29 protein-coding genes and 1 pseudogene are annotated in these 26,575 nt (G+C 56.4%); 8 read left to right on the plus strand and 22 right to left on the minus strand.

What is annotated here, in order from left to right; translation table 11 throughout:
- Nucleotides 1-5 precede the first annotated feature (5 nt).
- Nucleotides 6-1,688: a YbaL family putative K(+) efflux transporter gene (ybaL, locus tag EPE01S_RS11565; RefSeq protein WP_062745066.1), complete on the minus strand. Its 1,683-nt coding sequence runs from the start codon at nucleotides 1,686-1,688 to the stop codon at nucleotides 6-8.
- 336 nt (nucleotides 1,689-2,024) lie between these two features.
- Complete coding sequence (locus EPE01S_RS11570) at nucleotides 2,025-3,224, minus strand: MFS transporter (protein WP_062745068.1); 1,200 nt, start codon at nucleotides 3,222-3,224, stop codon at nucleotides 2,025-2,027.
- A gap of 173 nt (nucleotides 3,225-3,397) precedes the next feature.
- Between EPE01S_RS11570 and ushA the strand changes: the two genes are divergently transcribed.
- Nucleotides 3,398-5,152 (plus strand): bifunctional UDP-sugar hydrolase/5'-nucleotidase UshA, encoded by a 1,755-nt coding sequence (ushA, locus tag EPE01S_RS11575; protein WP_072277443.1) that lies wholly within the window; start codon nucleotides 3,398-3,400, stop codon nucleotides 5,150-5,152.
- Nucleotides 5,153-5,202: 50 nt separating this feature from the next.
- On the opposite strand, the gene EPE01S_RS11580 is transcribed toward ushA, so the two are convergent.
- Nucleotides 5,203-5,637: a multidrug/biocide efflux PACE transporter gene (locus EPE01S_RS11580; protein ID WP_062745070.1), complete on the minus strand. Its 435-nt coding sequence runs from the start codon at nucleotides 5,635-5,637 to the stop codon at nucleotides 5,203-5,205.
- A gap of 88 nt (nucleotides 5,638-5,725) precedes the next feature.
- Here EPE01S_RS11580 and EPE01S_RS11585 point away from each other — a divergent pair, with 88 nt between their 5' ends.
- Nucleotides 5,726-6,592, plus strand: a complete 867-nt coding sequence (locus tag EPE01S_RS11585) for a LysR family transcriptional regulator (RefSeq protein ID WP_062745073.1) — start codon at nucleotides 5,726-5,728, stop codon at nucleotides 6,590-6,592.
- Here the strand turns inward: EPE01S_RS11585 and ybaK are convergent.
- The 4 genes and pseudogenes from ybaK to EPE01S_RS24080 all read right to left on the minus strand — a co-directional run bounded on the left by ybaK (nucleotide 6,589) and on the right by EPE01S_RS24080 (nucleotide 8,811).
- The gene (gene ybaK, locus EPE01S_RS11590) at nucleotides 6,589-7,068 is read right to left on the minus strand and encodes a Cys-tRNA(Pro)/Cys-tRNA(Cys) deacylase YbaK (RefSeq protein ID WP_062745076.1); all 480 of its coding nucleotides are present in this window, start codon (nucleotides 7,066-7,068) and stop codon (nucleotides 6,589-6,591) included. The two genes, EPE01S_RS11585 and ybaK, sit on opposite strands and share 4 nt — an antisense overlap.
- 178 nt (nucleotides 7,069-7,246) lie before the next feature.
- Nucleotides 7,247-8,050 (minus strand): TraB/GumN family protein, encoded by an 804-nt coding sequence (locus EPE01S_RS11595; RefSeq protein ID WP_062745078.1) that lies wholly within the window; start codon nucleotides 8,048-8,050, stop codon nucleotides 7,247-7,249.
- Nucleotides 8,051-8,163: 113 nt separating this feature from the next.
- Nucleotides 8,164-8,436 (minus strand): annotated as a pseudogene (gene copA / locus EPE01S_RS24075) (Cu+ exporting ATPase); the annotation flags it as partial.
- Between the two features lie 177 nt (nucleotides 8,437-8,613).
- Nucleotides 8,614-8,811 (minus strand): cation transporter, encoded by a 198-nt coding sequence (locus EPE01S_RS24080; RefSeq protein ID WP_062745084.1) that lies wholly within the window; start codon nucleotides 8,809-8,811, stop codon nucleotides 8,614-8,616.
- Nucleotides 8,812-8,906: 95 nt separating this feature from the next.
- On the opposite strand from EPE01S_RS24080, the gene cueR reads away from it, so the two are divergent.
- The gene (cueR, locus tag EPE01S_RS11610) at nucleotides 8,907-9,317 is read left to right on the plus strand and encodes a Cu(I)-responsive transcriptional regulator (protein ID WP_062745087.1); all 411 of its coding nucleotides are present in this window, start codon (nucleotides 8,907-8,909) and stop codon (nucleotides 9,315-9,317) included.
- Here the strand turns inward: cueR and EPE01S_RS11615 are convergent.
- The 9 genes from EPE01S_RS11615 to tesA all read right to left on the minus strand — a co-directional run bounded on the left by EPE01S_RS11615 (nucleotide 9,314) and on the right by tesA (nucleotide 15,841).
- Complete coding sequence (locus tag EPE01S_RS11615; protein WP_062745090.1) at nucleotides 9,314-9,766, minus strand: NfeD family protein; 453 nt, start codon at nucleotides 9,764-9,766, stop codon at nucleotides 9,314-9,316. The two genes, cueR and EPE01S_RS11615, sit on opposite strands and share 4 nt — an antisense overlap.
- Nucleotides 9,766-10,680, minus strand: coding sequence for an SPFH domain-containing protein (locus tag EPE01S_RS11620; protein WP_062745093.1), 915 nt, complete (start codon nucleotides 10,678-10,680; stop codon nucleotides 9,766-9,768). Before EPE01S_RS11620 ends, EPE01S_RS11615 begins: the two co-directional genes overlap by 1 nt.
- 154 nt (nucleotides 10,681-10,834) lie before the next feature.
- Complete coding sequence (locus tag EPE01S_RS11625) at nucleotides 10,835-11,698, minus strand: hypothetical protein (protein ID WP_062745096.1); 864 nt, start codon at nucleotides 11,696-11,698, stop codon at nucleotides 10,835-10,837.
- Nucleotides 11,699-11,848: 150 nt separating this feature from the next.
- The gene (locus EPE01S_RS11630) at nucleotides 11,849-12,094 is read right to left on the minus strand and encodes a hypothetical protein (protein ID WP_062745098.1); all 246 of its coding nucleotides are present in this window, start codon (nucleotides 12,092-12,094) and stop codon (nucleotides 11,849-11,851) included.
- The gene (locus EPE01S_RS11635; protein ID WP_062745100.1) at nucleotides 12,091-12,360 is read right to left on the minus strand and encodes a hypothetical protein; all 270 of its coding nucleotides are present in this window, start codon (nucleotides 12,358-12,360) and stop codon (nucleotides 12,091-12,093) included. The genes EPE01S_RS11630 and EPE01S_RS11635 overlap by 4 nt, the downstream gene beginning before the upstream one ends.
- A 65-nt stretch (nucleotides 12,361-12,425) precedes the next feature.
- Nucleotides 12,426-13,064, minus strand: coding sequence for a hypothetical protein (locus EPE01S_RS11640; protein ID WP_062745103.1), 639 nt, complete (start codon nucleotides 13,062-13,064; stop codon nucleotides 12,426-12,428).
- A gap of 424 nt (nucleotides 13,065-13,488) precedes the next feature.
- Entirely contained in the window at nucleotides 13,489-14,346 is an 858-nt protein-coding gene (locus EPE01S_RS11645) for a co-chaperone YbbN (RefSeq protein WP_062745106.1), read from the minus strand.
- 69 nt (nucleotides 14,347-14,415) lie between these two features.
- Nucleotides 14,416-15,186 (minus strand): SDR family oxidoreductase, encoded by a 771-nt coding sequence (locus tag EPE01S_RS11650; protein ID WP_062745109.1) that lies wholly within the window; start codon nucleotides 15,184-15,186, stop codon nucleotides 14,416-14,418.
- 31 nt (nucleotides 15,187-15,217) lie between these two features.
- Nucleotides 15,218-15,841: a multifunctional acyl-CoA thioesterase I/protease I/lysophospholipase L1 gene (gene tesA, locus EPE01S_RS11655; protein WP_062745111.1), complete on the minus strand. Its 624-nt coding sequence runs from the start codon at nucleotides 15,839-15,841 to the stop codon at nucleotides 15,218-15,220.
- Here tesA and ybbA point away from each other — a divergent pair.
- Both ybbA and ybbP read left to right on the plus strand, forming a co-directional pair.
- Nucleotides 15,812-16,498, plus strand: coding sequence for a putative ABC transporter ATP-binding protein YbbA (gene ybbA / locus EPE01S_RS11660; protein ID WP_062745114.1), 687 nt, complete (start codon nucleotides 15,812-15,814; stop codon nucleotides 16,496-16,498). The genes tesA and ybbA overlap by 30 nt on opposite strands.
- Entirely contained in the window at nucleotides 16,495-18,912 is a 2,418-nt protein-coding gene (gene ybbP / locus EPE01S_RS11665) for a putative ABC transporter permease subunit YbbP (protein ID WP_062745116.1), read from the plus strand. The genes ybbA and ybbP overlap by 4 nt, the downstream gene beginning before the upstream one ends.
- A gap of 82 nt (nucleotides 18,913-18,994) precedes the next feature.
- On the opposite strand, the gene purK is transcribed toward ybbP, so the two are convergent.
- From purK to ppiB, 4 genes are all read right to left on the minus strand, one after another.
- A complete protein-coding gene (purK, locus tag EPE01S_RS11670; RefSeq protein ID WP_062745118.1) occupies nucleotides 18,995-20,062 on the minus strand; it encodes a 5-(carboxyamino)imidazole ribonucleotide synthase in 1,068 nt (355 codons plus the stop codon).
- Nucleotides 20,059-20,568, minus strand: a complete 510-nt coding sequence (purE, locus tag EPE01S_RS11675; protein WP_062745120.1) for a 5-(carboxyamino)imidazole ribonucleotide mutase — start codon at nucleotides 20,566-20,568, stop codon at nucleotides 20,059-20,061. Before purE ends, purK begins: the two co-directional genes overlap by 4 nt.
- Nucleotides 20,569-20,716: 148 nt before the next feature.
- Nucleotides 20,717-21,433, minus strand: a complete 717-nt coding sequence (gene lpxH, locus EPE01S_RS11680) for a UDP-2,3-diacylglucosamine diphosphatase (protein ID WP_062745122.1) — start codon at nucleotides 21,431-21,433, stop codon at nucleotides 20,717-20,719.
- On the minus strand, nucleotides 21,433-21,927 hold the full coding sequence (gene ppiB, locus EPE01S_RS11685; RefSeq protein WP_062745124.1) for a peptidylprolyl isomerase B: 495 nt from the start codon (nucleotides 21,925-21,927) through the stop codon (nucleotides 21,433-21,435). The genes lpxH and ppiB overlap by 1 nt, the downstream gene beginning before the upstream one ends.
- Nucleotides 21,928-22,164: 237 nt before the next feature.
- Between ppiB and cysS the strand changes: the two genes are divergently transcribed.
- Both cysS and EPE01S_RS11695 read left to right on the plus strand, forming a co-directional pair.
- Nucleotides 22,165-23,553, plus strand: coding sequence for a cysteine--tRNA ligase (gene cysS / locus EPE01S_RS11690; RefSeq protein ID WP_062745127.1), 1,389 nt, complete (start codon nucleotides 22,165-22,167; stop codon nucleotides 23,551-23,553).
- A gap of 61 nt (nucleotides 23,554-23,614) precedes the next feature.
- On the plus strand, nucleotides 23,615-24,709 hold the full coding sequence (locus EPE01S_RS11695) for an AAA family ATPase (protein ID WP_062745372.1): 1,095 nt from the start codon (nucleotides 23,615-23,617) through the stop codon (nucleotides 24,707-24,709).
- Nucleotides 24,710-24,805: 96 nt separating this feature from the next.
- On the opposite strand, the gene ybcJ is transcribed toward EPE01S_RS11695, so the two are convergent.
- Entirely contained in the window at nucleotides 24,806-25,018 is a 213-nt protein-coding gene (ybcJ, locus tag EPE01S_RS11700) for a ribosome-associated protein YbcJ (RefSeq protein WP_062745129.1), read from the minus strand.
- Nucleotides 25,018-25,884, minus strand: coding sequence for a bifunctional methylenetetrahydrofolate dehydrogenase/methenyltetrahydrofolate cyclohydrolase FolD (gene folD, locus EPE01S_RS11705; RefSeq protein ID WP_062745132.1), 867 nt, complete (start codon nucleotides 25,882-25,884; stop codon nucleotides 25,018-25,020). Before folD ends, ybcJ begins: the two co-directional genes overlap by 1 nt.
- Nucleotides 25,885-26,127: 243 nt before the next feature.
- Between folD and EPE01S_RS11710 the strand changes: the two genes are divergently transcribed.
- Nucleotides 26,128-26,445, plus strand: a complete 318-nt coding sequence (locus tag EPE01S_RS11710; protein WP_062745135.1) for a KPN_00521 family repetitive protein — start codon at nucleotides 26,128-26,130, stop codon at nucleotides 26,443-26,445.
- The last annotated feature ends 130 nt before the right edge of the window (nucleotides 26,446-26,575 follow it).

Genomic DNA, 26,575 nt, shown 5'->3' on the forward strand with positions numbered 1-26,575 from the left:
GGGGTTCAAATCGGGCATTCGGCCGGGGTTTCCACCGGACTCAGCAGCAGCAGATTCAGCATGCTGTTAGCAATCTCCCGCTCGCCCATCACCACACGGTCTGCACCGCGCTCCATGATGTAATCCACTTCATCATCATAATGTGCGCGGGCGATAATCTCGATATTCGGGCGCGTTTCCCGCGCGGCAGTGACAATTTCCCCGGCTTCATAACCGTTCGGGATCGTCAGCAGCAGCCAGCGCGCACAGTCCAGACGGGCGAGTGCCATCGTGTCACTGCGTGCGGCATTGCCCAGTACGGCTTTGATCCCCTGTTCACGCAGCGCCTCAACGCGCGGCCGGCTGTTTTCCACCACCACAATGGGAATACCGGCTTCCATCAGGCGGCTGCCCAGCAGGCTGCCGACGCGGCCAAAACCAACAATCACGGCGTGATTGCACAGGTCCACCGGGATCTGTTTCTCTTCTTCGATAGCTTCTTCCATCGTCTGCTCTTCGATGGTTTCTGTTTTTTGCAGATAGCGCTCCAGTATGGCGAACAGGATCGGGTTCAGCATGATCGAGAGGATAGCGCCTGCCAGCACCAGGTTACGCCCGCTCTCCGGTAAGATATTCAGCGAAATGCCCAGTCCGGCAAGGATAAAGGCGAACTCACCGATTTGGGCCAGGCTGACGGAGATGGTCAGCGCGGTGCGTTTGGAGTGGCCAAACAGCATTACCAGCGCCAGCGCGACCAGGGATTTGCCGAAGACGATAATCGCCAGCGCGCCCAGGACGGCCAGCGGCTGCTGGACCAGGATCATCGGATCAAACAGCATGCCGACGGAAACGAAGAACAGGACGGCAAAGGCGTCGCGCAGGGGCAGCGTATCGTGCGCCGCCCGATGGCTCAGTTCAGATTCGTTCAGCACCATACCGGCGAAGAAGGCACCCAGTGCAAAGGAAACATCAAAGAATTCGACGGCACCAAAGGCAATGCCCAGCGCCAGTGCCAGCACTGAAAGAGTAAACAGCTCGCGTGAACCGGTGGCCGCGCTGCGGGCGAGGATCCACGGCACCACGCGGCGTCCGACGACCATCATCAGTACCATAAAGGCGACCACCTTGCCGATGGTGATCAGCAGGTCAATCATGATGGTGGTAACGCTGGCGTTTCCTTCTTCGAACAGTCCGGCGAGAGCAGGCAGCAGCACCAGCGCCAGTACCATCATCAGGTCTTCCACAATCAGCCAGCCAATAGCAATCTGTCCACGCTGGCTGTCAATCAGCTGCCGCTCTTCAAGCGCCCGCAGCAGCACGACGGTGCTGGCGGTGGAAAGGCACAGCCCGAACACCAGACCTGTCATCATTGGCCATCCCAGCGCCCACGACAGCCCCATGCCTAACAGCGTGGCGGCGGCGATTTGTGCAACAGCACCAGGGATGGCGATCGACTTTACCGCCATCAGGTCTTTCAGTGAGAAGTGCAGACCCACGCCAAACATCAGCAGGATCACCCCCAGTTCAGCCAGCTCCGGGGCCAGATTCGTGTCCGCCACAAAGCCCGGTGTAAAGGGTCCGGCAAGGACGCCAGCCAAAAGATAACCAACAAGAGGAGAAATGCGCAGACGATTGGCCAGCATACCGAAGAGGAAGGCGAGAACTAAGCCTCCTACGATAGTGGTGATAAGCGGTGTGGTGTGATGCATGCCTGTCTCCTTTGTGTGCATACTCTTGATACATCAAGTTGCGGAGGCGTTGGCGACAACCGGGTCATTTCGCTGACTGTAGCTCCAGGAGACCCGCAGGTTTGCCGTTATCGAGCAACTCAAATCATTCAGAGTGTAATTGTGTCCAGTTGTAAGTTTTTAGTGTATGGCATATTCCGGGATGACGCTTGTCATTATTAGTAATAACGGCAAAAAAAGTGATTCATTGAGATAAAGTTGTCAGAGAGTGCGATTTTATACACTTATCAGAATGTAAGGCAGACATTGCAGGAGGATGAACCGGTGCTAAAAACAGTGATTAGCACCGGGAAGGGACTATTTAGGGCGGTTATCGGGCAGGAAAGCCGTAAGAATGCCCAGAAGGGGAAGGTAAGCACAAATTTGATAGACCAGCTCGATGCCATGATGATCGGCCACCCCCCCCAGCACGGCGGCACCCAGGCCACCCATTCCGAAGGAGAAACCGAAAAACAGGCCGGAAACCATACCGATACGTCCGGGCATCAGCTCCTGGGCATACACCAGAATAGCGGAAAATGCTGAGGCCAGAATAAAGCCTATCACCACCGACAGCGCACCGGTCCACCACAAGTTGACCCAGGGCAGCATCAGGGTAAAGGGGGCAACGCCCAGAATCGACACCCAAATGACCCGCTTACGGCCAATTTTGTCGCCAATCGGGCCTCCCACCACGGTACCGGCCGCCACGGCAAACAGGAACATAAACAGGTGCAGCTGTGCATTCTGCACGGAAAGCCCGAATTTATGCATCAGGTAGAATGTGTAATAACTGCTGAGGCTGGTGAGATAGAAATACTTCGAGAATACCAGTACCAGCAGAATGGTAATGGCAAACGCCACCTTGCGACGCGGCAGCGTGCTGACCACCGGAGCAGTATGCCCTTTAGTCACGCGATTCTGATGCTGATACCAGCGACTGATCTGCAACAGCACAATAATGGCCAGCAGTGCTGCCAGCGAGAACCAGGCTACATTACCGCGACCGTACGGCGCGATGATCAGTGCTGCCAGCAGGGGGCCAAGCGAGCTGCCCAGATTACCACCGACCTGGAACAGTGACTGTGCCAGGCCATGCCGCCCCCCGGAGGCCATGCGAGCCACGCGCGATGACTCAGGATGGAACACGGAGGATCCGGTGCCCACCAGCGCCGCCGCCACCAGGATCATCGGGAAATTACTGGCCATTGCCAGCAGAACCAGACCACACAGGGTGAACCCCATGCCGACAGGCAGTGACCAGGGCTGAGGATGCTTATCGGTATAGTAACCAATCAGCGGCTGTAACAGCGAGGCGGTCATCTGATACGTCAGCGTGATCAGGCCTATCTGAACAAAACTCAGTGAAAAGTCCTCACGCAGCAGCGGATAAATCGCCAGAATCAGGGACTGGATCATATCGTTGAGTAAATGCGCCACGCTGATGGCACCAAGCACCTCAAAAGCGGTGCGCCTGACGGGGGGTTGTGGGGAAGAGAGAGTTCGATCGCTTGCCATTAATTTAACCTGTCATTGTCTTATGTTTTTATTGTGCGGAGAAAAGCCGTTAGCTTGCCCACAACATAAGCTGGAGTAATTATCTTTTAGAGCTAATCCTGCGGCATAATCAGGTCAGTGTCACAAAAATTATTATTTTGTTAAGTCCGGGTTGTTCAACAAGGAGGGTCAGAGTGCCAGTATTCAAAAAAAGTCTTGCCAGCGTCATGACGGTGGCGTTATTAAGCGCGCCGCTGATGGCTCAGGCGTGGGTCAAAGATCGCACCTATAAATTTACCGTGTTGCATACCAACGATCACCACGGCCGTTTCTGGAATAACGAGCAGGGCGAATATGGCCTCGCGGCGCAAAAAACCATGATGGACCAGATACGTTATGAGGTGCAGGCGCACGGCGGGGCGACGCTGATCCTCTCCGGCGGCGATATTAATACCGGTGTGCCGGAGTCAGACCTGCAGGATGCGGAGCCTGACTTTCGCGGTATGAACCTGATTGGCTATGACGCCATGGCGATCGGCAACCATGAATTTGATAATCCCCTTTCCGTTCTGCGTCAGCAGCAGAAATGGGCCAAATTCCCGCTGCTCTCAGCCAATATTTATCAGAAAAGCACCGGGAAACGGCTGTTTGAGCCCTATGCGCTGTTTAACCGCATGGGGCTGAAAATTGCCGTCATTGGTCTGACCACGGATGACACGGCGAAAATCGGCAATCCGGAAAATTTCACCGATATCGTGTTCCACAAACCAGCCACGGAAGCGAAAGCGGTGGTTGAAGCGCTGCGGGCGAAAGAGAAGCCGGATGTGATTATCGCCGCCACGCATATGGGCCACTATGATAATGGCCAGCACGGTTCCAATGCCCCGGGCGACGTTGAGATGGCGCGTGAACTGCCGGCTGGCTACCTGGATATGATTGTCGGGGGCCACTCGCAGGATCCGGTCTGTATGGCGAAAGAGAATGTGAAACAGGCCGATTACGTGCCCGGCACGCCCTGTACGCCGGATCGTCAGAACGGCACCTGGATTGTGCAGGCGCATGAGTGGGGTAAATATATCGGCCGGGCCGACTTCACTTTCCTGAACGGTAAGCTGACGCTGGAACATTACGAACTGGTGCCGATTAACCTGAAGCACAAGGTGAAAAATGCTGACGGCAGCACCACCTGGGTAAATTACACGCCCGAGATTGCGAAAAATCCGGCGATGCAAAAATTACTGACCCCGTTCCAGAAAAAGGGCGAAGCGCAGCTTGGCATTAATATCGGCAGCGTTAACGGGCGGCTGGAAGGGGATCGCAGCAAAGTGCGCTTTGTGCAGACCTCAATGGCGCGTCTGATTCTGGAAGGCCAGATCGATCGCACTAAGGCTGACTTCGCGGTCATGAGCGGCGGTGGCGTGCGCGACTCCATTGAGGCGGGGCCGATCACCTACAAAGACGTCCTCAAAGTGCAGCCGTTCGGCAATCAGCTGGTCTATGTGGATATGAAAGGCAGCGAAGTGGAACAGTATCTCGCCGTGGTGGCCAATAAACAGGTGGATTCCGGGGCCTATGCGCAGTTTGCCCGCGTCAGTCTGACGGCCGACGGCAGTGGCGTCAGCAATATCCGCATCAATGGAAAGCCGCTGGAGGCTGACAAAACCTATCGCATGGCGACCCTGAGCTTTAACGCGACGGGCGGCGATGGCTATCCGCTGGTGGATAAGCTGCCGGGTTACGTCAATACCGGGTTTGTCGATGCCGAAGTACTTAAGCAATATATCCAGAGCCATTCCCCGCTGGACGTGGCGAAGTATCAGCCGGCCGGAGAGATCGTGTACCAGAAGGCGAAGGAAAAACCTGCTGAGGCTGAGAAGGCCTCCGTGGAGGAGACGTCCCCGGCGCCGAAGAAGTGGCGCCAGGCGAAGATAGATACTGCGATGCATTAATTAACCGGGTTACCCATGGGTCGACCTGTTCCGGTCGACCCTGACCCGCATTATGCCGGGTGGCGACGGCCGGCAGTAAAACGTTCGCGTAACTTGTCGTACAGCCAGTTATACACCACGGTATACGGCAGGAAGAACAGGAAGAAAGCCACTTCAATCATAAATGCCTGCCACAGCGACACGCCGAGCATCCAGGCCGCCAGCGGCAGACCTATCAGGATAAACCCCCCTTCAAAGCCCAGCGCGTGCATAATGCGCAGGCCGAGGCCGCGCTTCACTTGCTCACGCGGATACAGACGATCAAACCCGGCGTTATAAATGATGTTCCATATCATAGCCACCGTCGACAGCATAATGGCCAGTGCGCCCATCTGAAGCAACGGTTTATTCATCACCCAGGCGGCCACCGGCGACACGATGGCAATGGCCAGCACCTCAAATCCTATTGCATGAAAAACACGCTCTTTCAGCTTGCGAGCAGACATACGTCCTCCTTAATTTGCTATGGTCGCTATTTTCCACGTTTTATTTGCTAAGATAAAATGACTATCCATCGAAAAAAGCGATACACCTGTGCGTTACTCACCGGAGTCACTGGAAGCCTTTGTGCAGACAGTCGAAAGCGGATCGTTCTCGGCGGCAGCCCGGGCGCTGCGTAAAAGCCAGTCGACGATCAGCACCGCTGTGGCAAACCTGGAACAGGATCTCGGCTTTACGTTGTTCAGCCGCGAGTCGCGTAATCCGGTACTGACAGAAAATGGGCAGCGGGCGCTGGCGCAGGTCAAAGAGATCCTGGCCGCTTCAGCTCAACTGGATGAACTGGCGATCCGCCTTGCGGGGGAGGTGGAACCGTGCCTGCGGCTGGCAATCTCCGATTTCTGGCAGGCGGGTTACCATGAATCACTGTTGCAGCGCTTCTCCACACGCTACCCTGACATTGAATTCGAATGCATGATCGCCGAAGATGCCGACGTTATTGACCTTTTGCAGAGCAACCGCGCGCACATTGGTGTGGTGCGTGTGCAGGAGTATTATCCTTCCGATATCACTGTACAGCGCCTGCAGATTGAGGCGCAGATGGCGATTTATCTACATCAGGATCATCCGCTGGCGCAGCAACCGCGGGTGACGGAAGCCGATCTGAAGCAGCTCCGGCAGCTGCGTCTGAACACCTGGATTGAACGTACCCCCGTACCGGCGGGCAAGGTCTGGCTGGCGCAGTCCTACCTGCTGCTGCTGGAAATGGCGGAGCAGGGGTTTGGCTGGAGCATCCTGCCACGCTGGCTGACGCAGCAGTTTGGTCATCAAAAACTGCGCGAGCTGCCGGTGCCCGGCTGGCCACAAAACATTCAGGTCGATGTGGTGTGGTCACGGCGAACGCCGCCGGGACCGGCTGGCCGCTGGATGATCGATCAACTGCTTGCCCAGCCACCCGGTTAATCGCGTTTAGCGATATCAGCAAAACTGGCGTTCAGCAGCCGGGCCAGATCCTGCGGGGCCAGTTCAATATCCAGCCCGCGTTTGCCGCCGGAAACATAGACGGTAGCAAACTGCGATGCCAGATGATCAATCACCGTCGGTAGCCGTTTCTTTTGACCCAGCGGGCTGATGCCACCCAGCAGGTAGCCAGTACTGCGCTGTGCAAACTGCGGATCGGCCATCTCGACTTTTTTTGCGCCCAGTGCTTTTGCGACTTTCTTCAGGTCGAGCTGTCCGGCTACCGGCGTGACCGCGACGGCCAGCATTTTATTATCGCCGTTGAGCGCCACCAGCAGGGTTTTATAAACCTGATCCGCGTTCAAATTTAATTTGCGCACCGCCTCGTCGCCGAAATGGGTTTCGCTGCTGTCATGTTCATACGGGTGTAATGTAAAGGCGACTTTTTGTTTTTCAAGCAGTTTTACGGCGGGTGTCATATCGACTCACCTTGTGTCTGAGATAACAGGCAACAGCCATCATTGATGAAGAAAAGTACTGGCGAAAGTTCACTCTTTGAGCGACAATCTTGCCCGCGTCAGCGTAACCGCTGAGACGATAACTAAAATTCATAAATATGTCCTTATTGACGGGCCGATAGCGATATCGGCCTTTTTTTTATTTCTGCGCCAACAGTTCCGGTAAATTTCCTTCGCCGTACAGGTGCAGCGCACCGACAGCAACCACATAGCGCCCCGGCGGCAGCTGGCGTAAAAACTGGCACCACTGGCGATTGCGCTGATGCATAAGCAGATCGTTAAGACTGTTGCTGAAGGTACTCGGCAGCGCAAGTTTTCCTGCGCTGTCCGGCGGGGCTTCCAGCCACCAGCTCACCATCGTTTGCAGCAGGCGGGCATTAGTCTGCCAGTGAATAAGCGTATCTTCCAGCAGCGGCAGTCCGTTATCCGGCAGGGATTTCAGCAGGGCCAGCTGTGTGTCGGGGCCTTCTAACTCAATCACCTTTTTTTGCTGTTCGCGCGCGGCCTGTAACAGCTGATAGTCAATACCGCAGTCGGCACGCAGTCCCAGCCGCTGCGCCTGCTGGGCCTGAAGCATCAGAGCAACCTGCCAGGCAGGCAGGGTATCAATACGTTCCCGATCGATACTTAATTCTTCACAGTAGCGCTGTAGCCGTTGTAGCTGTTCTCCGGAGAGCCGGTCGGCCAGAGAGGGGCATATTTCACTTTCTCTGAAAGGGGACGCTCCGGCAGTGATATCGGCCTCAACGATCAGTGCATCGGCGTGCTGAAGTTTTTCATTCAGCACAGCGGGCAGCGGCATCATATTACGCATGCCCATATGTATACTGCCCACCAGGTGCAGATGGCTACCCCCCGCGTGGAAATCCATGGCTGGATAGCGGTAACTGACCGGCCAAAGCCGACGCCATAATGTCTGAAGCCTGTGTGCAACATTGCCCATGGTTTTCTGCCTCATCCGGTTAATCACACCATGCTAGCGTGATAACTCGCTGACGGACAGGGCAATAAGCCACAGGGGTTAACAGAATTACGCCTTCGGTGGAGGGGAGCGGACAGGCGATTGGCATTACTGACCACCGTGATTGACGACAGGGCCATTGCCGCCCCCGCCACAACCGGACTCAACAGGGTGCCCGTCAACGGATAGAGTCCGCCGGCCGCAATCGGAATACCGCAGGCGTTGTAGATAAATGCCCCGGGTAAATTGTGTTTCATGTTACGCAACGCGGCCTGAGAAATGGCTAAGGCGTCTGCGACAGTGTTCAGATCCTGGCGCATCAGTGTGATGCCCGCTGTTTCGATCGCCACCTGACTGACGCCAGCAATCAGTTGCAGAGCATTCTGTACGCGGCTGACACAGGTCATACCGTCTATCAGCAACTGATAGCTGTCAGGGGGGATGGAAACGTTATGCGCCGGAAGCTCAGGCGAAGACGCTGTCAGCGCTTCCGGCTGTGGTTCTGACTCTGTCAGCGTATCAGGCTTTGCATGAGAAATACCCGCTTACAGGCTGGCGTGATAGCCGGCCTGTTCAATAGCGGCGATCAGCGCATCGGCGCTGGCCTTACCGGTAACGCGGGCTTCGGTGAGGCTGATCTCTGCCTGTTCCACATCATCACGCTGCTCCAGCGTCTCTTTGACTCGTTTAATGCAGTGGCCGCAGGACAAACCGTCCAGTGCCAGCGTGGTTACTTGCGTCATATCATGACTCCTGTTGATCCGGTTTGACCCGGGGCTGTTATTACCTTCATTATGGAGGTTAAACCTTCCATCAAGGGGAAGGTCAAGGAGCAATAATGAATATTAGCGACGTGGCAAAAAAAACCGGATTAACCAGCAAAGCGATTCGTTTCTACGAAGAGAAGGGGCTGGTGACGCCGCCGCTACGGATGGATAATGGCTATCGCAGCTACAGTGCAAAACACGTGGAGGAGCTGACGCTGCTGCGTCAGGCTCGTCAGGTGGGATTTAATCTTGATGAGTGCCGGGAGATGGTCAGCTTGTTTAACGACCCTGAGCGCCACAGCGCCGATGTGAAGGCGCGTACGCTCGGTAAAGTGAGGGAGATAGAAGCGCACATTAATGAACTCCAACTGATGCGTCAGAAGCTCATCGACCTGGCGGCCAGCTGCCCGGGGGACGCTGGCGCCGAGTGTCCGATCATCAACCATCTGGCCGGCTGTCACCCGGGGAGTAAATCGAATTAAACCTTACGCGGTACAATCCGCAGAGTGATCCCCTCCACGGCGACCACAGTGATCGGCGTCCCGGCAGGCAGATCTTCATCGGCCTGGACGCGCCAGTTACCATCACCAATACGCACATGGCCAAATCCATTCACCAGGTCGGCATCCAGTGTAAGCTGGCGGCCTACCATCTGCTGGCCGCGCTGGTTAAGCGTGGAGGGAGGATGCTGCCGGTCGCGGTGTTTAAGCCAGCGATACCACCACAGCGCAGCGATAATCGTCAGTGCGGCGAAGCTCAGTCCCTGCCACTCCCAGGGCATCGGCACCAGCCAGACCAGCAGGCTGACGAGTACGGCTGCCACGCCGCTCCAGAGCAGGTAGCCGCTGGTGCCGAGCATTTCTGCGGCCAGCAGCAGGCCGCCAAGGGTCAGCCATATCCACCATGGGTTGGCAAGCAGCTCATCAATCATCAGCGTTTACGCTCCGCTCTGCTCTCTCCCAGAAGCTCACTGATCCCGGCGATAGAACCCAGCAGGCTGCTGGCATCCAGCGGCATCATCACCACTTTGCTGTTGCCCGATGAGCCGATATTTTGCAGGGCATCGGTATATTTCTGTGCCACAAAGTAGTTGATCGCCTGGATGTCACCGGCGGCAATCGCCTCGGACACCATCTTGGTGGCCTGCGCTTCGGCTTCTGCACCACGCTCACGCGCTTCTGCGGCGAGGAACGCCGACTGACGTTCACCTTCGGCTTTCAGGATCTGCGACTGCTTCTCGCCTTCGGCACGCAGGATCGCCGCCTGGCGCACCCCTTCAGCTTCCAGAATGTCGGCACGCTTGGTACGTTCAGCTTTCATCTGTGCATTCATTGAGGCGATCAGTTCTGCCGGTGGGCGCACATCGCGGATTTCTATGCGGGTAATTTTAATACCCCACGGGTTCGTGGCTTCATCGACAATATGCAGCAGGCGGGTGTTGATGTTGTCACGCTGTGACAGCATTTCGTCCAGTTCCATTGAACCCAATACGGTACGCATATTGGTCATGGTCAGGTTGATGATAGCCAGCTCCAGATTGCTGACCTCATAGGCGGCACGCGCCGGATCGACAACCTGAATAAAGCAGACGGCATCAATCGTCACGCTGGCGTTATCTTTAGAGATAATCTCCTGCGACGGGATATCCAGTACCTGCTCCATCATATTAATTTTGCGGCCAACGCGATCCATAAAAGGGATCACCAGATTCAGACCGGGCTGCAGGGTGTTGGTATAGCGACCGAAACGTTCAACGGTCCACTGGTAACCCTGTGGGACAATTTTGATCCCTGACCAGACGAGGATCAGAGCCAGAATGATAATGACGGGAATCACAGCCAACATAAAAAATAACCTCCGGATTGTTATTATTAATAAATCTATTGGGCGACCTTTTCCCCGCACGCCCTGTCTGCTGCGCCACTTTATGGCGAGGCAGCGATATTACTGTCCCGATGATATGGCAACACCTGCGGGAGCGCCACCCTGAAGACGACGGTTATGGCTGATGCTCGCCGTACTGGAAGGAAAAATCGGCAATATAGCTACCCTCTGCCTCCGCGATCGCGTGTGACAGCGCCAGGTAGTAGGGCTCAAGTCCGATGGCTTCAATCTCTGCGATTTTATCGCGCACCGGTGCGCAGAACAGCGCCGGATTGCCTGCTGCCAGGCGCTTATTATTGACCGGTAGCTCATGAGTGACTGCTTTCATTGCCGTACGGATCGCCTGACGATAACTGCCCGGCACGTTGCTCACGTTATCTGCCGCCGTCAGCACGTTGAGCGTCGGAAATTCATCAGCCATTACGGCCGCCTTCAGCCGGTCAAAAAATTGCTTAAAGAGTTCGAACGACCCCAGATCGGTGACTTTGGGTTTGGTGGATTTTCCCTGAATGTTGCCCGGTGTTCTGCTGGTTTCGGTTGATGGCAATTTGCCTTTCTGTAGCTGAAGGTCAAACAGATAATTGGCGTGTTTCCTGCGTTCATGCAGATCCGGAAATTTTTCGTTAAAGGCTATGATAAACTCAGGAGCGGCCAGATCGGCCAGAGCGTGGTTATCCAGCCAGTCAGAGCGGGCGAAAACAGCCGGCCTGATAAACCATGAAGGAACAGGCTCTGAAAAACGAACGGACTGACCATTGTGATCAAACTCAACGAACTCAGCTCCTTTTTCAAAAGCGAAGCAGCAGTTTTTAAAGCTGATAATGGTGTCATTAATGATAAGGGCATCTTTAACGAACTTTGCCACCTCAGCGCTCATCACAAAGGCCGTTTTTTTGTCGTGATCGCGCAGAACGTAGTTAAGATCTGCCACTGACTTAACGCCAGGCTCAAGATCAAACTCAAAGAAAATATGTGACATATTATAAACTTTCCGCTTTACCTGGATAAGTCATAATATCACATCTTACCATCATGAAGTCAGAAGGCTTTTCATACTGACCTCTCCTTCACGCTTGAAGCAGACTGTGGTTTAGAGACTTTTACAGGCACTCATCGCAGGTAAAGAGCTTTAATGACCCACCTCAAAGTGAACCGTGTGGCTATCGCGCTTCAGCATCAGTGTTGTCTCATCCCGCGCAACCACACTGATAACCACTGATTTCAGGTCACTCATACTCAGTGCCATCAGACGTGCATTCAGCAGCAGTAGGGTGCTTAACATCTCTTCGCCAAACTCAGACGAAATTTCTTTCATCATAAGGTGATGCTCTTCCGTATTGACCCTGTTGTCGATCGCCTGTGAATATCGGTTCATTGCGTTTTTCTCCGGGTTAATTTATTCAACGCCGCCTGACAGGTGCGGACAGAAACCATCTGATTTTCAAGCAGCTGTGCATAGTCATCCTGCTGTGCCAGAGGGCTCCGTTCAAGCGTTATTGCCAGTGACAGTGCATGATGTGCCGCCTGGGATAGCTGCAGGCATGCCGCGCGGTGTTCGCTGTGAAACTGCTCGCTGTCGCACAGTGCCCTCAGCAGCGCTGAACGTGATGCAGCGACCAGCGCCAGGTGTTCCGGTGCCATCTGGCCCCTCCTGTTAATGGTCTCAAACAGATCAGGGCCAGCCTGGTGAAGGCATCTGCCGGAGTTCAGTGGAAATGAGCATGCCCCCCAAAACCTTCAGAACGGGAATTATCATGACCGTAGCCGTGGCCGCCGAAAGCAGAGCTGTGTGCATTATCCGCGCCACGATTTTCAGACCCGCCGTAGGACGAACGGCTCTGATTATTATTGCCGCCGTTCCCTTGCGCAGTGACAAAGTGGACGGTAGAGGGGACGACCGGCTTATTTCGGATAACGGAGGGGACTGACTGAACGGGCGTCTTTACACCAACGGGAACTGACTGAACGGGGGTCTTTACTCCGACGGTGCCTGCCGGAGTGAGCGCAGTGCCCTGGAGCGCTGCCGCTCTGGCATCGGCTTGTTGCTGGCCGATCTGGTCTCGATAGGTCGTCCCGTTGACCTTTTGCTTAGCCGCCCGAAGTGCAGCATGCGTCTTATCACTGTCAGTCGCTAATTGATTATTGAATGAGCCATCAGGATTAAAGCGGCCAGTTCCGTCTCTGCTGACTGTATCATTGTAGTGTGCCAGGTTTTGCCGATCCTGCTCCTGCAAGTTATGCCAGTTGTTGATGGCATCATTAAAAACAGGGGACCGCTGTTCAGCAGTCGCATTCAGTGAAGTGATGACAACAAGAGCAGCCAGCGCGATAGTCGTGCGTTTCATGAGTTTTTTCCAGTAAAGATAATGAGTGAGGTCAGTGTTATTAACAGAATGGTTTTACCGGCCACCAGTACGCGCTCTTCCTGAAAATTTAGTGACTTAGTTTTAGTCATTCCGTTGTCATTTTTTGTGACTATGTTTGATGACTAATGCTAGTCTTTGTCTTGTCTTTTTATTTTGACTTCAATCAATTTAATGCCAGCAATCTAAAAGTCTTTAAGTCACCCTTGTGCGAGGGGGGAATCAACAATGGCTGGCGAGTTTTTCAGGCTTTGGTATGAAGAGGGCTTTTGGTGTGAAGGCGGTGAAAATGCGGATGAGGCTGTTTTATGAGGAGGGAGTGAAACGGATGAGAAAGGCTGCGGGCAGGTAGAGGGAGGAAATAAAGGGGAGCAGGGCCGGCACTGTGAACACCGGCCCGGTAATATCAGTAGAGCAGGGAGTAGAGCTGACGGCGGTATTTTGCTGCCAGAGCATCACCCGTGCCAAGTGCTGCGAGGATCTCCTGCAAAATTTTACGTGCCTGACCGTCGGCCGCGCCCAGATCCTGCTTCAGATGAGAGAACAGCAGTTCAAGCGCTTCTTCATTGCGCCCGACCTGATGAAACTGCAGCGCCAGCTGCGTGGCCAGCCCGGCATTGTCGGGATCCGCTTCCAGCTGCTGTTGCAGCTGCTGGATTTCCGGGGTATCAGCTGCCTGTTTCAGCAGATCAATCTGCGCGATCAGCCCCTGATAGCGGGTATCCTGATCCTGCAGCGGCACCACTTTCAGCACCGCTTCGGCTTCTTCGCTGCGGTTAAGTCCAATCAGTACTTCGGCCAGCAGAAAGCCGATATCGCTGCCCTGATTGCTCAGCGCCCAGGCCTCTTTAAGCAGGGGCAGGGCGTCGATCAGCTTGCCTTCTTCCATCAGCTGCATGGCCTGCTGCGCCTTCAGTTCTTCTTCTTTTGGTAACACTTTTTCCAGCAGGGCGCGGACGGCTTCTTCCGGCTGAGGCCCCTGGAAACCGTCAACCGGCTGACCGTTCTGGAAAAGATAGACCGTCGGAAGGGAGCGCAGTCCAAACTGCTGCGCCACAGCGGGCTCGGCATCACAGTCGAGCCTGGCCAGAATAAACTGGCCGGCATACTCCTGCGCCAGACGATCCAGCAACGGCGTCAGCTGCTGACAGTGCTGGCTGCGCTCAGACCAGAAGTAGAACAGCACCGGGATCTGCATCGACTGTTCCAGCGTCTGGTGCAGGTTGGTTTCATTAATTTCTACAATCGTTGCTTGTGGTGACATGAATTCGTCTCTTTTCACGTAAGTTTATTACTGTATTGGGGCGCGAGCCGCGGCTTCAAGGGGCGGCGATTAATTCTGACGTAAAAACCGGTCCATCAGCCAGCCTGGCAGTAAACGGCGTAGCACCACGATGGCATGCGTGATTAGCGTTACCGGATAGCGCAGACGCGGGCGGCGGCTTTCCAGCGCATGGCGAAGTTTCGGCAGGATCGCCTCAGGCGGTAGCGTAAAGCGGGAGGCGATGCCGGGATTGTGTACCGGCTTATCCTGCTGCGCCTGACGGACATTGTCGGTAAACGGCGTATGAATCGGACCCGGCTCAATCAGACTGACGCGCACACCGCTGCTGTGCAGCTCCATGCGCAGCGCATCTGACCAGGCTTCCAGCGCGTACTTACTGGCGGCATAGGCTCCGCGACCTGGCGTGGAAATCAGGCCCATCACTGAGCTGGTATTGATAATACGCCCGACGCCTGCGATCAGCGCCGGCAGCAGCAGCACGGTCAGCTGGTGGGTACCAAACAGATTGGTGGAGAACTGCTGCTCCAGCTGCTGGCGCGATACCGACTGCAGCGGGCCATAGACACCAAAGCCGCCGTTATTAAACAGACCGTGTAATTCCCCGCCACACAGGGTGAGGATCTCCCCCGCTGCCCGTTCGACGCTGGCAGCGTCATCCAGATCCAGCAGTACACCGCGAAAACCCAGCGCGTCCATTCGGGCGACGTCCTGCGGTTTCCGGCAGGCTGCAATCACATGATAGCCCCGGCGCAGCAGATCGTTGGCCGCCACCAGGCCAATTCCGCTGGAACTGCCGGTAATAACGATACTTTTTTGCATAACTTTACCTGTTACGGCGCTTACAGCCGGGTCACTCATGTTTAACTAAGGGAGTAAGATTTTTGGCCATCAGATCGGCAATAAACGGCTGAGCGGCAGGATTGGGGTGTATACCGTCGTCCTGCATCCATTCCGGTTTCAGATAGACCTGTTCCATAAAGAATGGCAGCAGGGGAATGGCATGCTTCTCCGCCAGTCTGGGGTAAAGTGCGGCAAACGATTCTGTATAGCGTTTGCCATAGTTCGCAGGCAGACGCACCTGCATCAGCAGCGGCTGTGCATCAGCCGCCACGACCAGCTTAATGGCCTGGTCCAGATCCTGCTCGATCTGCTGCGGAGGAAAACCCCGTAGTCCGTCGTTGCCACCCAGTTCAATCAGTACCCAGCGAGGCTGATGTTGTTTTAGCAGGGCGGGCAAACGTGCCAGCCCCTGCGTCGCGGTATCGCCGCTTATGCTACCGTTAATAATGGTAGGGGATTTTTGCCATTTATCATTGAGTAACGCAGGCCATGCGGCACTGGCAGACATACGGTAACCGGCGCTCAGACTGTCGCCCAGCACCAGCAGTGTCTCTGCCGCCGTCGCGCGCAGCGTCATAAACGCCAATAAGAACAGGAAAGGCAAATGCCAGCGGAAAACATTCTTGAAGTTCATCGTCTTAGTAAGTCCGTCGGTCAGGGTGAGCATCAGCTTTCCATCCTTACCGGAGTTGAGCTGGTTGTCAAACCGGCTGAGACGCTCGCCCTGATCGGAGAGTCCGGATCGGGCAAGTCAACGCTGCTGGGTATTCTTGCCGGCCTGGATGACGGTACGGAAGGCGAAGTGATGATGCTCGGGCAGCCGCTGCATCAGATGAATGAAGAGCAGCGGGCCGAACTGCGTGCGAAAAATGTCGGCTTTGTTTTTCAGTCTTTCATGCTGGTCCCCACCCTCAACGCTCAGGAAAACGTGCAGCTTCCGGCGCTGCTGCGCGGCGACAGTGATCGCAAAAGCCGGGAGCAGGCAGCCACGCTGCTCGCCCAACTGGGCCTCGGTGAACGTCTGAGCCATCTTCCTGCACAGCTCTCCGGAGGGGAACAGCAGCGGGTGGCGCTGGCCCGTGCCTTTAACGGTCGGCCGGCGTTGCTCTTTGCCGATGAACCCACCGGCAATCTTGACCGGAAAACCGGTGAGCGTATTGCCGACCTGCTGTTTTCAATGAACCGGGACTATGCCACCACGCTGATCCTCGTTACGCATGATGAACAACTGGCTGCGCGCTGTGACCGCCGCCTGCGGCTGCGCGACGGCAAGCTGTGGGAGGAGGCATGATCTGGCGCTGGTTCTGGCGCGAGTGGAAATCCCCCTCGCTGCTGATTGTCTGGCTGGCGCTGACACTGGCAGTCGCCTGCGTGCTGGCTCTCGGTTCACTCAGCGACCGCATGGAAAAAGGCTTAAGCCAGCAAAGTCGTGACTTTATGGCAGGTGACCGCACACTGCGCAGCGGCAAAGAGGTGCCTGCCGAATGGCTTGAACAGGCGCGTGCGGACGGCCTGCAGGTCGGACGTCAACTGACTTTTATGACCATGACCTTTGCGGGCGATACCCCGCAGCTGGCTTCGGTCAAAGCCGTCGACGATCTTTACCCGATGTTCGGGCAACTGACCACGGTGCCTGCCGGACTGAAACCGGCAGCGGGCACGGTGCTGGCCGCACCGCGTCTGCTGGCATTGCTGGAGCGTAAAGCCGGGGACCAACTGGACGTGGGGGATGCCACCCTGCTTATCGGGGGGGAGGTGGTCCAGGAGCCGGATGCGGGCTTTAACCCGTTCCAGACTGCACCGCGTCTGCTGATGAATCTGGCGGATGTGGAAAAGACCGGTGCGATCCAGCCCGGCAGCCGCATCACCTGGCGCTATAAATTTTCCGGTACGCCCGCGCAGCTGGCGCGCTATGACCGTTATATCGCCTCACGCATCACGGCGGATCAGCGCTGGATCAGCGTGGAGAACAGTGAGGACGCACTGGGTAAATCCATGCAGCGCGCCCAGCAGTTCCTGCTATTGTCAGCCCTGTTGACCCTGATGCTGGCCATTGCTGCCGTAGCGGTGGCGATGAATCATTACTGCCGCAGCCGCTACGATCTGGTGGCAGTGCTGAAAACGCTCGGTGCCAACCGGGCGGCACTGCGCAGGCTGATTATCGGACAGTGGCTGTCGGTGCTGCTGCTGGCGGCCGTGGTGGGCAGCGTCATCGGCCTCGGCTTTGAAGCCCTGCTGTTAAGCATGCTGCGTCCGGTGCTGCCCGGTGAGCTGCCGGCCGCCAGCGCCTGGCCGTGGCTGTGGGCGGTGGGATCGCTGTTTGTCATCTCTCTGCTGGTGGGGCTGCGTCCTTACCGTCTGCTGCTGGCAACCCAGCCGCTGCGCGTCCTGCGTCGTGACACGGTGGCCAACCTCTGGCCGCTGAAGTTCTATCTGCCCGTCATGGCGCTGGTGGTGATCGGTCTGCTGGCACTGCTGGTGGGGGGCAGCAAGCTGCTGTGGGCGCTGGTGGCCGGGATTGTGCTGCTCTCCTTACTGCTGGGGGCGATTGGCTGGGGCGGGCTGCTGCTGCTGCGCCGCCTGACGCTGCGCAATCTGGCATTTCGTCTGGCAGTCAACCGGCTGCTGCGGCAGCCGTGGACGACGCTCAGCCAGCTGGCGGCCTTCTCGCTGTCGTTTATGCTGCTGGCGCTGCTGCTGGTGATGCGGGGCGATCTGTTGGAACGCTGGCAGCAGCAGCTGCCGCCAGGCAGTCCGAACTATTTTCTGCTGAACATGACCGAACAGCAGGTGCCGCAGGTGCAGGCCTTCCTGCAGCAGCATCAGGTCAAGGCAGAAACTTTCTATCCGGTGGCGCGCGTGCGGCTGACCAGCATTAATGAAAAGCCGGCCGACCCGGCGCTGGATGAGTCCCTGAACCGGGAGCTGAATCTCACCTGGCAGAAAGATCTGCCGGATCACAATCCGATGACTTCAGGCACCTGGCCGCCGAAAAAGGGAGAAGTGTCGATTGAACAGGAGCTGGCCGGACGGCTCGGTGTGAAGCTGGGGGATACCGTCACCTTTACCGGGGATACCCAGGAGTTCAGTGCCAGAATCAGCAGCATGCGCAAGGTGGACTGGGAGAGTCTGAAGCCAAACTTCTTCTTTATCTTCCCGCCGGGTACGCTGGACGGACAGCCGCAGACCTGGCTGACCAGTTTCAGAATGGATAATGACAACGGCACGCTGGCACAGCTAAACCGGCAGTTCCCGACGCTCAGCCTGCTGGATATTGGCAGTATTTTGCGGCAGATAAGCCAGGTGCTGGCCCAGGTCAGTCAGGCGCTGGAGATTATGGTGATTCTGGTGACCGCCTGCGGTGTCCTGCTGCTGCTGGCGCAGATTCAGGTCGGCATGCGTCAGCGCCGCCAGGAGCTGGTGGTCTTTCGCACGCTCGGGGCCAGTACCCGTCTGCTGCGCGGCACGCTGTGGTGTGAGTTTGCGCTGCTGGGTGTCGTGTCTGGCGTGGCGGCGGCTATCGGGGCAGAGGCGGCGCTGTGGGGGCTGCAACGTAAGGTGTTCGACTTCCCGTGGCAGCCTGATTTTACGCTGTGGCTGGTGCTGCCATTAACCGGCGCCGTTCTGCTGTCGCTGTGCGGCGGCTGGCTGGGCGTGCGGTTACTGAAAGGGAAAGCGCTGTTCAGAGGGTATTACACGGGATAAGGAAGGGGGGCGGCCGGAAAAAAGGTCGACCCTGCGCCAGACCATGTCGGGGCTGACCTTCTGTGGTGGTCAGCCCGTAACATTAACCCAGCTTTTCTTCGGCCCAGGCAATACCGCTGGCGTACTCTGCCGGCAGCATCGGGACCAGCGCATTCAGTGCCTGGCTTAACGCCTGCGGGCTGACGTCGGACAGGTTCAGGTGGCCGACTTTGCGCCCGGCACGCACTTCTTTCTCATACCAGTGCAGATGCACCAGCGGCTGCGCCAGCCAGGCCAGATTGACATCGGTGCCAATCAGGTTAACCATCACTGACGGCGTGCTGACCACCGGCGTCGGCAGTGGAAGGTCGAGAATAGCCCGCAGATGCAGCTCAAACTGGCTGATGGATGCGCCGTTCTGCGTCCAGTGACCGCTGTTGTGCACGCGCGGTGCCAGCTCGTTGATCAGCAGACCTTCCGGCACCACAAAGCATTCCATCGCCATCACGCCGACGTAGTTCAGTTCATTCATGATGGCAGACAGCATGTGCTCGGCCTGCTGCTGATGCTGCTCGTTCACGTCCGGCAGCACGACGCTGGTACGCAGAATGCCGTCCTGATGCAGGTTGTGCGTCAGCGGGTAAAACACGGTTTTACCGTCGTGGCCACGTGCGCCGATCAGCGACATTTCGCCGGAGAAATTGATCCCCTGTTCAACAATGCACTCGCCGTAGCAGTCGGCGGGCAGTGATTCGGTTTCACCGGCGTGCAGTCGCCACTGGCCGCGACCGTCATAGCCGCCTGTGCGGCGTTTTACGATGGCCAGCGGGCCCAGCGTGGTGAAAACCTGCGCCCACTCATCTGCACTGGAGAGCAACTGCCACGGCGCGGTTGCCAGGCCCAGCCGGTCCAGCAGTTGCTTCTGGGTCAGACGATCGGCCAGCAGTGGAAAGATATCGCGGTTCACAAAGGCGTTATGGCTGGCCAGTTCACGGGTTAATGCCGTTTCAGGCCAGCGCTCGATTTCAGCAGTGATCACGCTCTGTGCAATGGGCAGGGATTCGGGTTCCGCATCCAGGCCCACCGGATAGACGGCAATGCCCAACGGCTCACCCGCCTGGCGCAGCATCCGTCCCAGCTGGCCGTTACCTAATACACAGACCGGCTTCATGCTTCCTCCCGCGGGTCCGGGTTGTTCAGCACTTCGTCGGTCTGGCTCTGACGCCAGTGATTCAGACGATCGGCCAGCCCGGCATCGTGCAGCGCAAGGATCTGCGCCGCCAGCAGGGCTGCATTGGCAGCGCCAGCTTTACCGATTGCCAGCGTGCCCACCGGAATGCCGCGCGGCATCTGTACAATGGAGTAGAGGCTGTCGACGCCGCTCAGGGCCGCGCTCTGCACCGGAACTCCCAGTACCGGCACCAGCGTTTTCGCCGCCAGCATGCCCGGCAGATGGGCTGCCCCGCCTGCGCCGGCGATAATCACCTGATAGCCGTTACCGGCGGCCTGTTCGGCAAAGCTGAAGAGTTTGTCCGGCGTGCGGTGTGCAGACACCACTTCGCAGTGAAAGGGAACGTCCAGGCTGGTAAGGATTTCCGCCGTAAATTGCATGGTTGCCCAGTCACTTTTGGAACCCATAACAATAGCAATGCGGGCCGGTGCGGCGTTCGATGTCATGCGGGTCTGACTCCTGTGATTGTAAAACGTCACCAGGGCCGCTCAACAGGGCGACCCGATGGGAAGGGCAAAGAGAATATCACGACTGCGCGGTGAGGAAAACGGTTGCGTAGCGTCAAATAGCCGCGTTTTCACTCAGACTTTGACCTCAGAACGGAAAGGAAATCAGGCTTATTTCGTCAGCACTGACTTTGATCATTGACCCTTCTTCATGCCAGGCGCCAAGCACCAGGCGTTCAGCCGCCTGCCCCTGGATCAGCAGGGGATGAACGGCGGGGCGATGAGTATGACCGTGGATCAGCCACTGTACCTGATGGCGTGACATCGCCGCCACCACCGCCTGCTGATTGACGTCCATGATTTCCCGGGATTTGCTGCTGTTGGCCTGACGGCTGCCGGCGCGCATTTTCAGGGCGATTCGCTGGCGGACAAAGAGGGGCAGGGCGAGGAACAGCGTCTGCAGCCAGCGCTGCTGGACCTTTGCGCGAAAACGCAGATAGCCTTGATCATCGGTACACAGGGTATCGCCATGCATAATCAGCACGCGCCTGCCGTACAGATCCAGCACCTGCTCTTCCGGCAGCAGGGTCATGCCACTGGCTTTGGCAAAACGTTTGCCCAGCAGAAAGTCGCGATTACCGTGAATAAAATAGCAGGGGATAGCCAGCTGGCGCAGGGCGTGCGCCACCTCGGCATGAAGCGGATTCGGGTCATCGTCACCGATCCAGGCTTCAAACAGGTCACCGAGAATATACAGCGCGTCTGCCTGCTGTGCTTCACGGCGTAAAAAATGCAGAAAACCGGCCGTAATAGCCGGTTCTTCAGTACACAGATGGAGATCTGCGATAAACAGCGTATGCGACATTATTCGCTGACGGTGACTTTCTGAATGATCACGTCGTCTTTTGGCACATCCTGGTGCATACCGCTGCGACCGGTGGCCACGGCTTTGATTTTCTCAACCACGTCCATGCCTTCAACCACTTCAGCAAACACGCAGTAACCGAAGCCCTGCAGGCTTTCGTCACGGAAGTTCAGGAAGTCGTTGTCAGCCACGTTGATGAAGAACTGGGCAGTCGCAGAGTGTGGCGCCTGAGTACGGGCCATCGCCAGGGTGCCTTTGGTGTTCTTCAGGCCGTTACCCGCTTCGTTGCGGATCTCTTCTTTGGTGTCTTTCTGCTTCATGCCCGGTTCAAAACCACCGCCCTGGATCATAAAGCCGTTGATCACACGGTGGAAGATGGTGTTGTCGTAAAAACCTTCGCGGCAGTACTCAAGGAAGTTTTTAACGGTAGCCGGCGCTTTATCATCGAAAGTCTTGATGACGATATCGCCATGATTAGTCTGGAAAGTGACCATATTCTCATCCTGTCAGGGTTGGAGTATTTAACATTGAGCGCCGGGAACTGAGACGGGAGTCTGTCCCGTGCGACAGACGGCTCTTATATCACAAAATGTGATAGCTCGTCAGCCTCCCCTTTATAAAGGAAACGCAGATAACCTTGCTTTGCGCCGCGCTGAAGGTAAGAATACGTCAGAATATTTACTTCGCCATTTTTTCGCTAATCCCGCACACGTTTAAAACGGAATGTCTCAATGCTAAAGATTTACAACACCCTGAGTCGTCAAAAAGAGGAATTTAAACCTATTCATGCCGGTAAAATCGGGATGTACGTGTGTGGCATTACCGTTTACGACCTCTGTCATATCGGACACGGCAGAACCTTCGCCGCCTTTGACGTGGTGGCACGCTATCTGCGTTACAGCGGCTATGAGCTGAACTATGTGCGTAACATCACCGATATTGATGACAAAATCATCAAGCGTGCCAATGAAAAGGGCGAAAGCATTGAGCAACTGACCAATCGTATGATTGCCGAGATGCACAAGGATTTCGCCGCGCTGAATATTCTGCCGCCGGACCAGGAACCGCGCGCCACGCGCCATATTCCAGAGATTATTGAGCTGGTCAGCAAGCTGATTAACCGTGGGCACGCCTATGTCGCCAGCAATGGTGATGTGATGTTCTCCGTCGACAGCGACCCAAACTATGGCTCACTGTCGCGCCAGGATCTCGATCAGCTTCAGGCTGGTGCCCGCGTGGAAGTCGCGGCAGACGTGAAGCGTAACCCGATGGACTTCGTGCTGTGGAAGATGTCAAAAGCTGACGAACCCGGTTGGGAGTCCCCGTGGGGGATGGGTCGCCCGGGCTGGCACATCGAATGTTCAGCCATGAACTGCAAGCAACTGGGTGAGCATTTTGATATCCACGGCGGCGGCTCTGACCTGATGTTCCCCCACCATGAAAACGAGATTGCCCAGTCCACCTGTGCCCATGATGGTCCGTATGTGAATGTCTGGATGCACTCCGGCATGGTGATGATTGACCGCGAGAAGATGTCAAAATCACTGAACAACTTCTTTACCGTGCGCGACGTGCTGGCGCACTACGACGCGGAAACCGTACGCTATTTCCTGATGTCCGGCCACTATCGCAGCCAGCTGAACTACGGCGAAGATAATCTGAATCAGGCGCGCTCGGCGCTGGAGCGCCTCTACATCGCCATCCGTAACACCGACGCCAGTGCTGCTGTGGCCGGCGGGGAAGAGTTTGAAACTCGTTTCCGTGCTGCCATGGATGATGACTTCAATACCCCTGAAGCCTATTCGGTTCTGTTTGACCTGGCGCGTGAAGTCAACCGCCTGAAGGACACCGACAAAACCGCTGCTGAGGGGCTGGCAGCGCGACTGCGCGTACTGGCGGGCGTGCTGGGCCTGCTTGAGCAGGATCCGGAGCAGTTCCTGCAGAACGGCGTGAATATCAATGATGAAGAAGTGGCGCAGATTGAAGCACTGATCCAGATGCGTATTGATGCGCGACTGGCGAAAGACTGGGCGCAGGCCGATGTGGCGCGCGACAGGCTTAATGCGATGGGCATTGTGCTGGAAGATGGTGCTGGCGGCACCCGCTGGCGTCGTAAGTAATCTCCGGGGCGCGGTATTCCGCGCCCTTGTCCTTTCTGCTGAAGGTCAGGACTCCGTTACCATGATCAGACAACTCACCCTCACCAACTACCGCTCCATTCGCTACCTCGAACTTGAACTCGGTCAGCTTAACGTTATCACCGGCCCCAACGGCTGTGGCAAATCCAATCTGTATAAAGCGGTACGCCTGCTGCATGAAGCGGCCTGCGAACGCCTGTCCCCGGCACTGGCAGAGGATGGCGGCATTCAGAAAGCCATGTGGGCCGGAGGCGCGCGGCGCGGTGAACGTCATAGCGAAGTCAAACGGATGATCCTGTCGGCGACGATGGACGACTTCGACTATCAGCTGGAGATCGGCTTTCCCGAACCGCTGATCAGCCTGTTTAACCTCGACCCGGTGGTGAAAAAAGAGCAGCTCTGGCTGAGTGGGCAAAAGCGGCGGCGTTCGGCGCAGCTGCTGGAGCGCAGCAATCAAACCGCTTTTCTGCACAATATCGACGGGGAGCGCGTGGCCTATCCGGCTTCACTGCACCAGGAAGAGTCGGTTTTTGGTCAGTTGGCTGACCCGCATCTCTATCCGGAAGTCTCGCAGGTGCGTGAGAACCTGCGCGGCTGGCGCTTTTACCACGAGTTTGCCGTCTGGCCGGGCAGTGCGCTGCGCGTACCGCAGGTCGGCATCCGCTCGCCGATCCTGGCGCACGATGGTCGCAACCTTGCCGCCGCCTTTGAGACCCTCCGCGAACGCGGCCACACCGAGTTGCTGTTCTCTATTTTGCAGCAGGCGTTTCCCGACAGTCATTTTGAGGTGGAAGCCCAGAGCGGCCGCTTTCAGATGCTGATGCACCGTCAGGGGATCCTGCGGCCGCTCGACGCCGCTGAACTGTCTGACGGCACGCTGCGCTTCCTTTGTCTGGTGGTGGCGTTGCTCAGTCCACGCCCGCCCGCCTTTATGGCGCTTAACGAGCCAGAGAACAGTTTGCATCCCGACCTGTTACCGGCGCTGGCGCAGCTGATCGCTGAAGCGAGTCGCTACAGCCAGATCTGGGTCACCAGCCACTCCCCGCTGCTGGCACAGCTGATCGCCGGACACACGGCGATACGCCACTACCGGCTGCAGCAGGTCGACGGAGCAACACAGATTGCAGGTGAGGAGTGACCACCGCAACAGGAAATGTTAATCGTACTGCGCCCGGGCGCTGCCGCGATCAAAAAAGGCCGCCCGCAGGCAGCCTTTCGCGCATCTGCCTGAATATCAGGCCGTTACGGTGACGCTTTCGCCATCAAACTCAACCTTCTGTCCTGCCACAATTTTGCAGCGCTTACGGGTTTCTTTTACGCCATTGACCGTGACATGACCGCCAGAGATCATGATTTTTGCCATTGCGCCGCTTTCAACCCAGCCTTCCAGTTTCATCAGATCGCACAGATCCACGTGGGGATGATCGCCCAGAGAAAAAGTTGCCATTATGCTGTTGCTCCATCGTCGTTATTTTCACAGGCCTGTAGGGTGTTCTGGATCAGGGTGGCGACCGTCATTGGCCCCACACCGCCCGGCACCGGGGTAATATAGGCGGCGCGTTCAGCCGCCACGTCAAACTCCACATCGCCAACCACTTTGCCGCTTTCCAGGCGGTTAATCCCCACGTCAATGACAATCGCGCCGGGTTTGATCCACTCGCCGGGAATAAACCCGGGCTTACCTACCGCCACCACCAGCAGATCGGCATGTTCGATATGGTGACGCAGATTTTTGGTAAAGCGATGGGTGACGGTGGTGGTGCAACCGGCCAGCAGCAGCTCCATGCTCATCGGGCGGCCAACGATATTGGATGCGCCGACCACTACGGCATTCAGGCCGTATGTATCAATATTGTAACGTTCCAGCAGCGTGACGATGCCACGGGGCGTACACGGGCGCAGCTTCGGAGAGCGCTGGCACAGGCGGCCGACGTTGTAAGGGTGGAAGCCATCCACGTCTTTTTCCGGTGCAATATGTTCCAGCACTTTGACGTTGTCGATGCCCGCAGGCAGCGGTAGCTGCACCAGGATACCGTCAATTTCCGCGTCGTTGTTCAGCTTTGTAATCAGATCGAGCAGATCCGCTTCGCTGGTGGACGCGGGCAGATCGTAAGAACGCGAAAGGAAACCGACCTCTTCGCAGGCACGGCGCTTGCTGCCAACATAAATCTGCGAAGCCGGGTTTTCACCCACCAACACTACGGCCAGACCAGGAGCACGCTTACCTGCCGCCAGACGCTGCTGAACAAGTGCTGCAACCTCTTGTCGCACCTGCTGCGCAATCGTTTTACCGTCAATAATTTTTGCTACCATCAGAAAGGGGATCCATCTGTTTTGAGTTAATTCGGGGATTACGCCTATTTTGTCAGAAGCGCGGCTCGCTGTCAGGCAGAGTTTCAACGATGGACAGGCAAGGGTGACACCACAGACTGCTTTTAAAGCGTTCCACACGGCATTAACCTGCCATTCCCGGTTTATTCCTAAATCATTACCGCCGGGGCTGTGCCAGGATTGAACTGTGACACGGCAACTTATCGAAAAGATAAAGAGGGAATGATGAAAACAACTATTATTGCACTGTCTGCTTTGCTGATGGCTTCACCTGTTTTTGCTGCGACTACGACGGATAACACTGTGGCAGAAGCGCATAAAGGTGCTGATACCGCCAAAGAGAAGCTGCATAAATCCCAGCACGAAGGGGAAGAGATGCAGCTGAAAGCTAAACATGCCGCGGAAGGCGAGAGTCACTCGACCAGCAGCAAGATCTCTGAAGGTTCCCAGAAAACCTGGAACAAAACCAAAGAAGGCACCGAGAAAGGCTGGGATAAAACCAAGCAGGGTGCAGAAGAACTGAAAAACAAAGCGACCAATTAAGGGGCTCTGTTGCTGGTATTTATGAGGAACCCACCGCAAGGTGGGTTTTTTATGGCACGATACGGATCTGAGGCTGAGAGACTGTTCATTACTTCAGCAGTGGAATGCAACTCACTGTAAAAACGTTGAC

The sequence above is a fragment of the Erwinia persicina NBRC 102418 genome, assembly GCF_001571305.1.
GTDB classification, from domain to species: domain Bacteria; phylum Pseudomonadota; class Gammaproteobacteria; order Enterobacterales; family Enterobacteriaceae; genus Erwinia; species Erwinia persicina.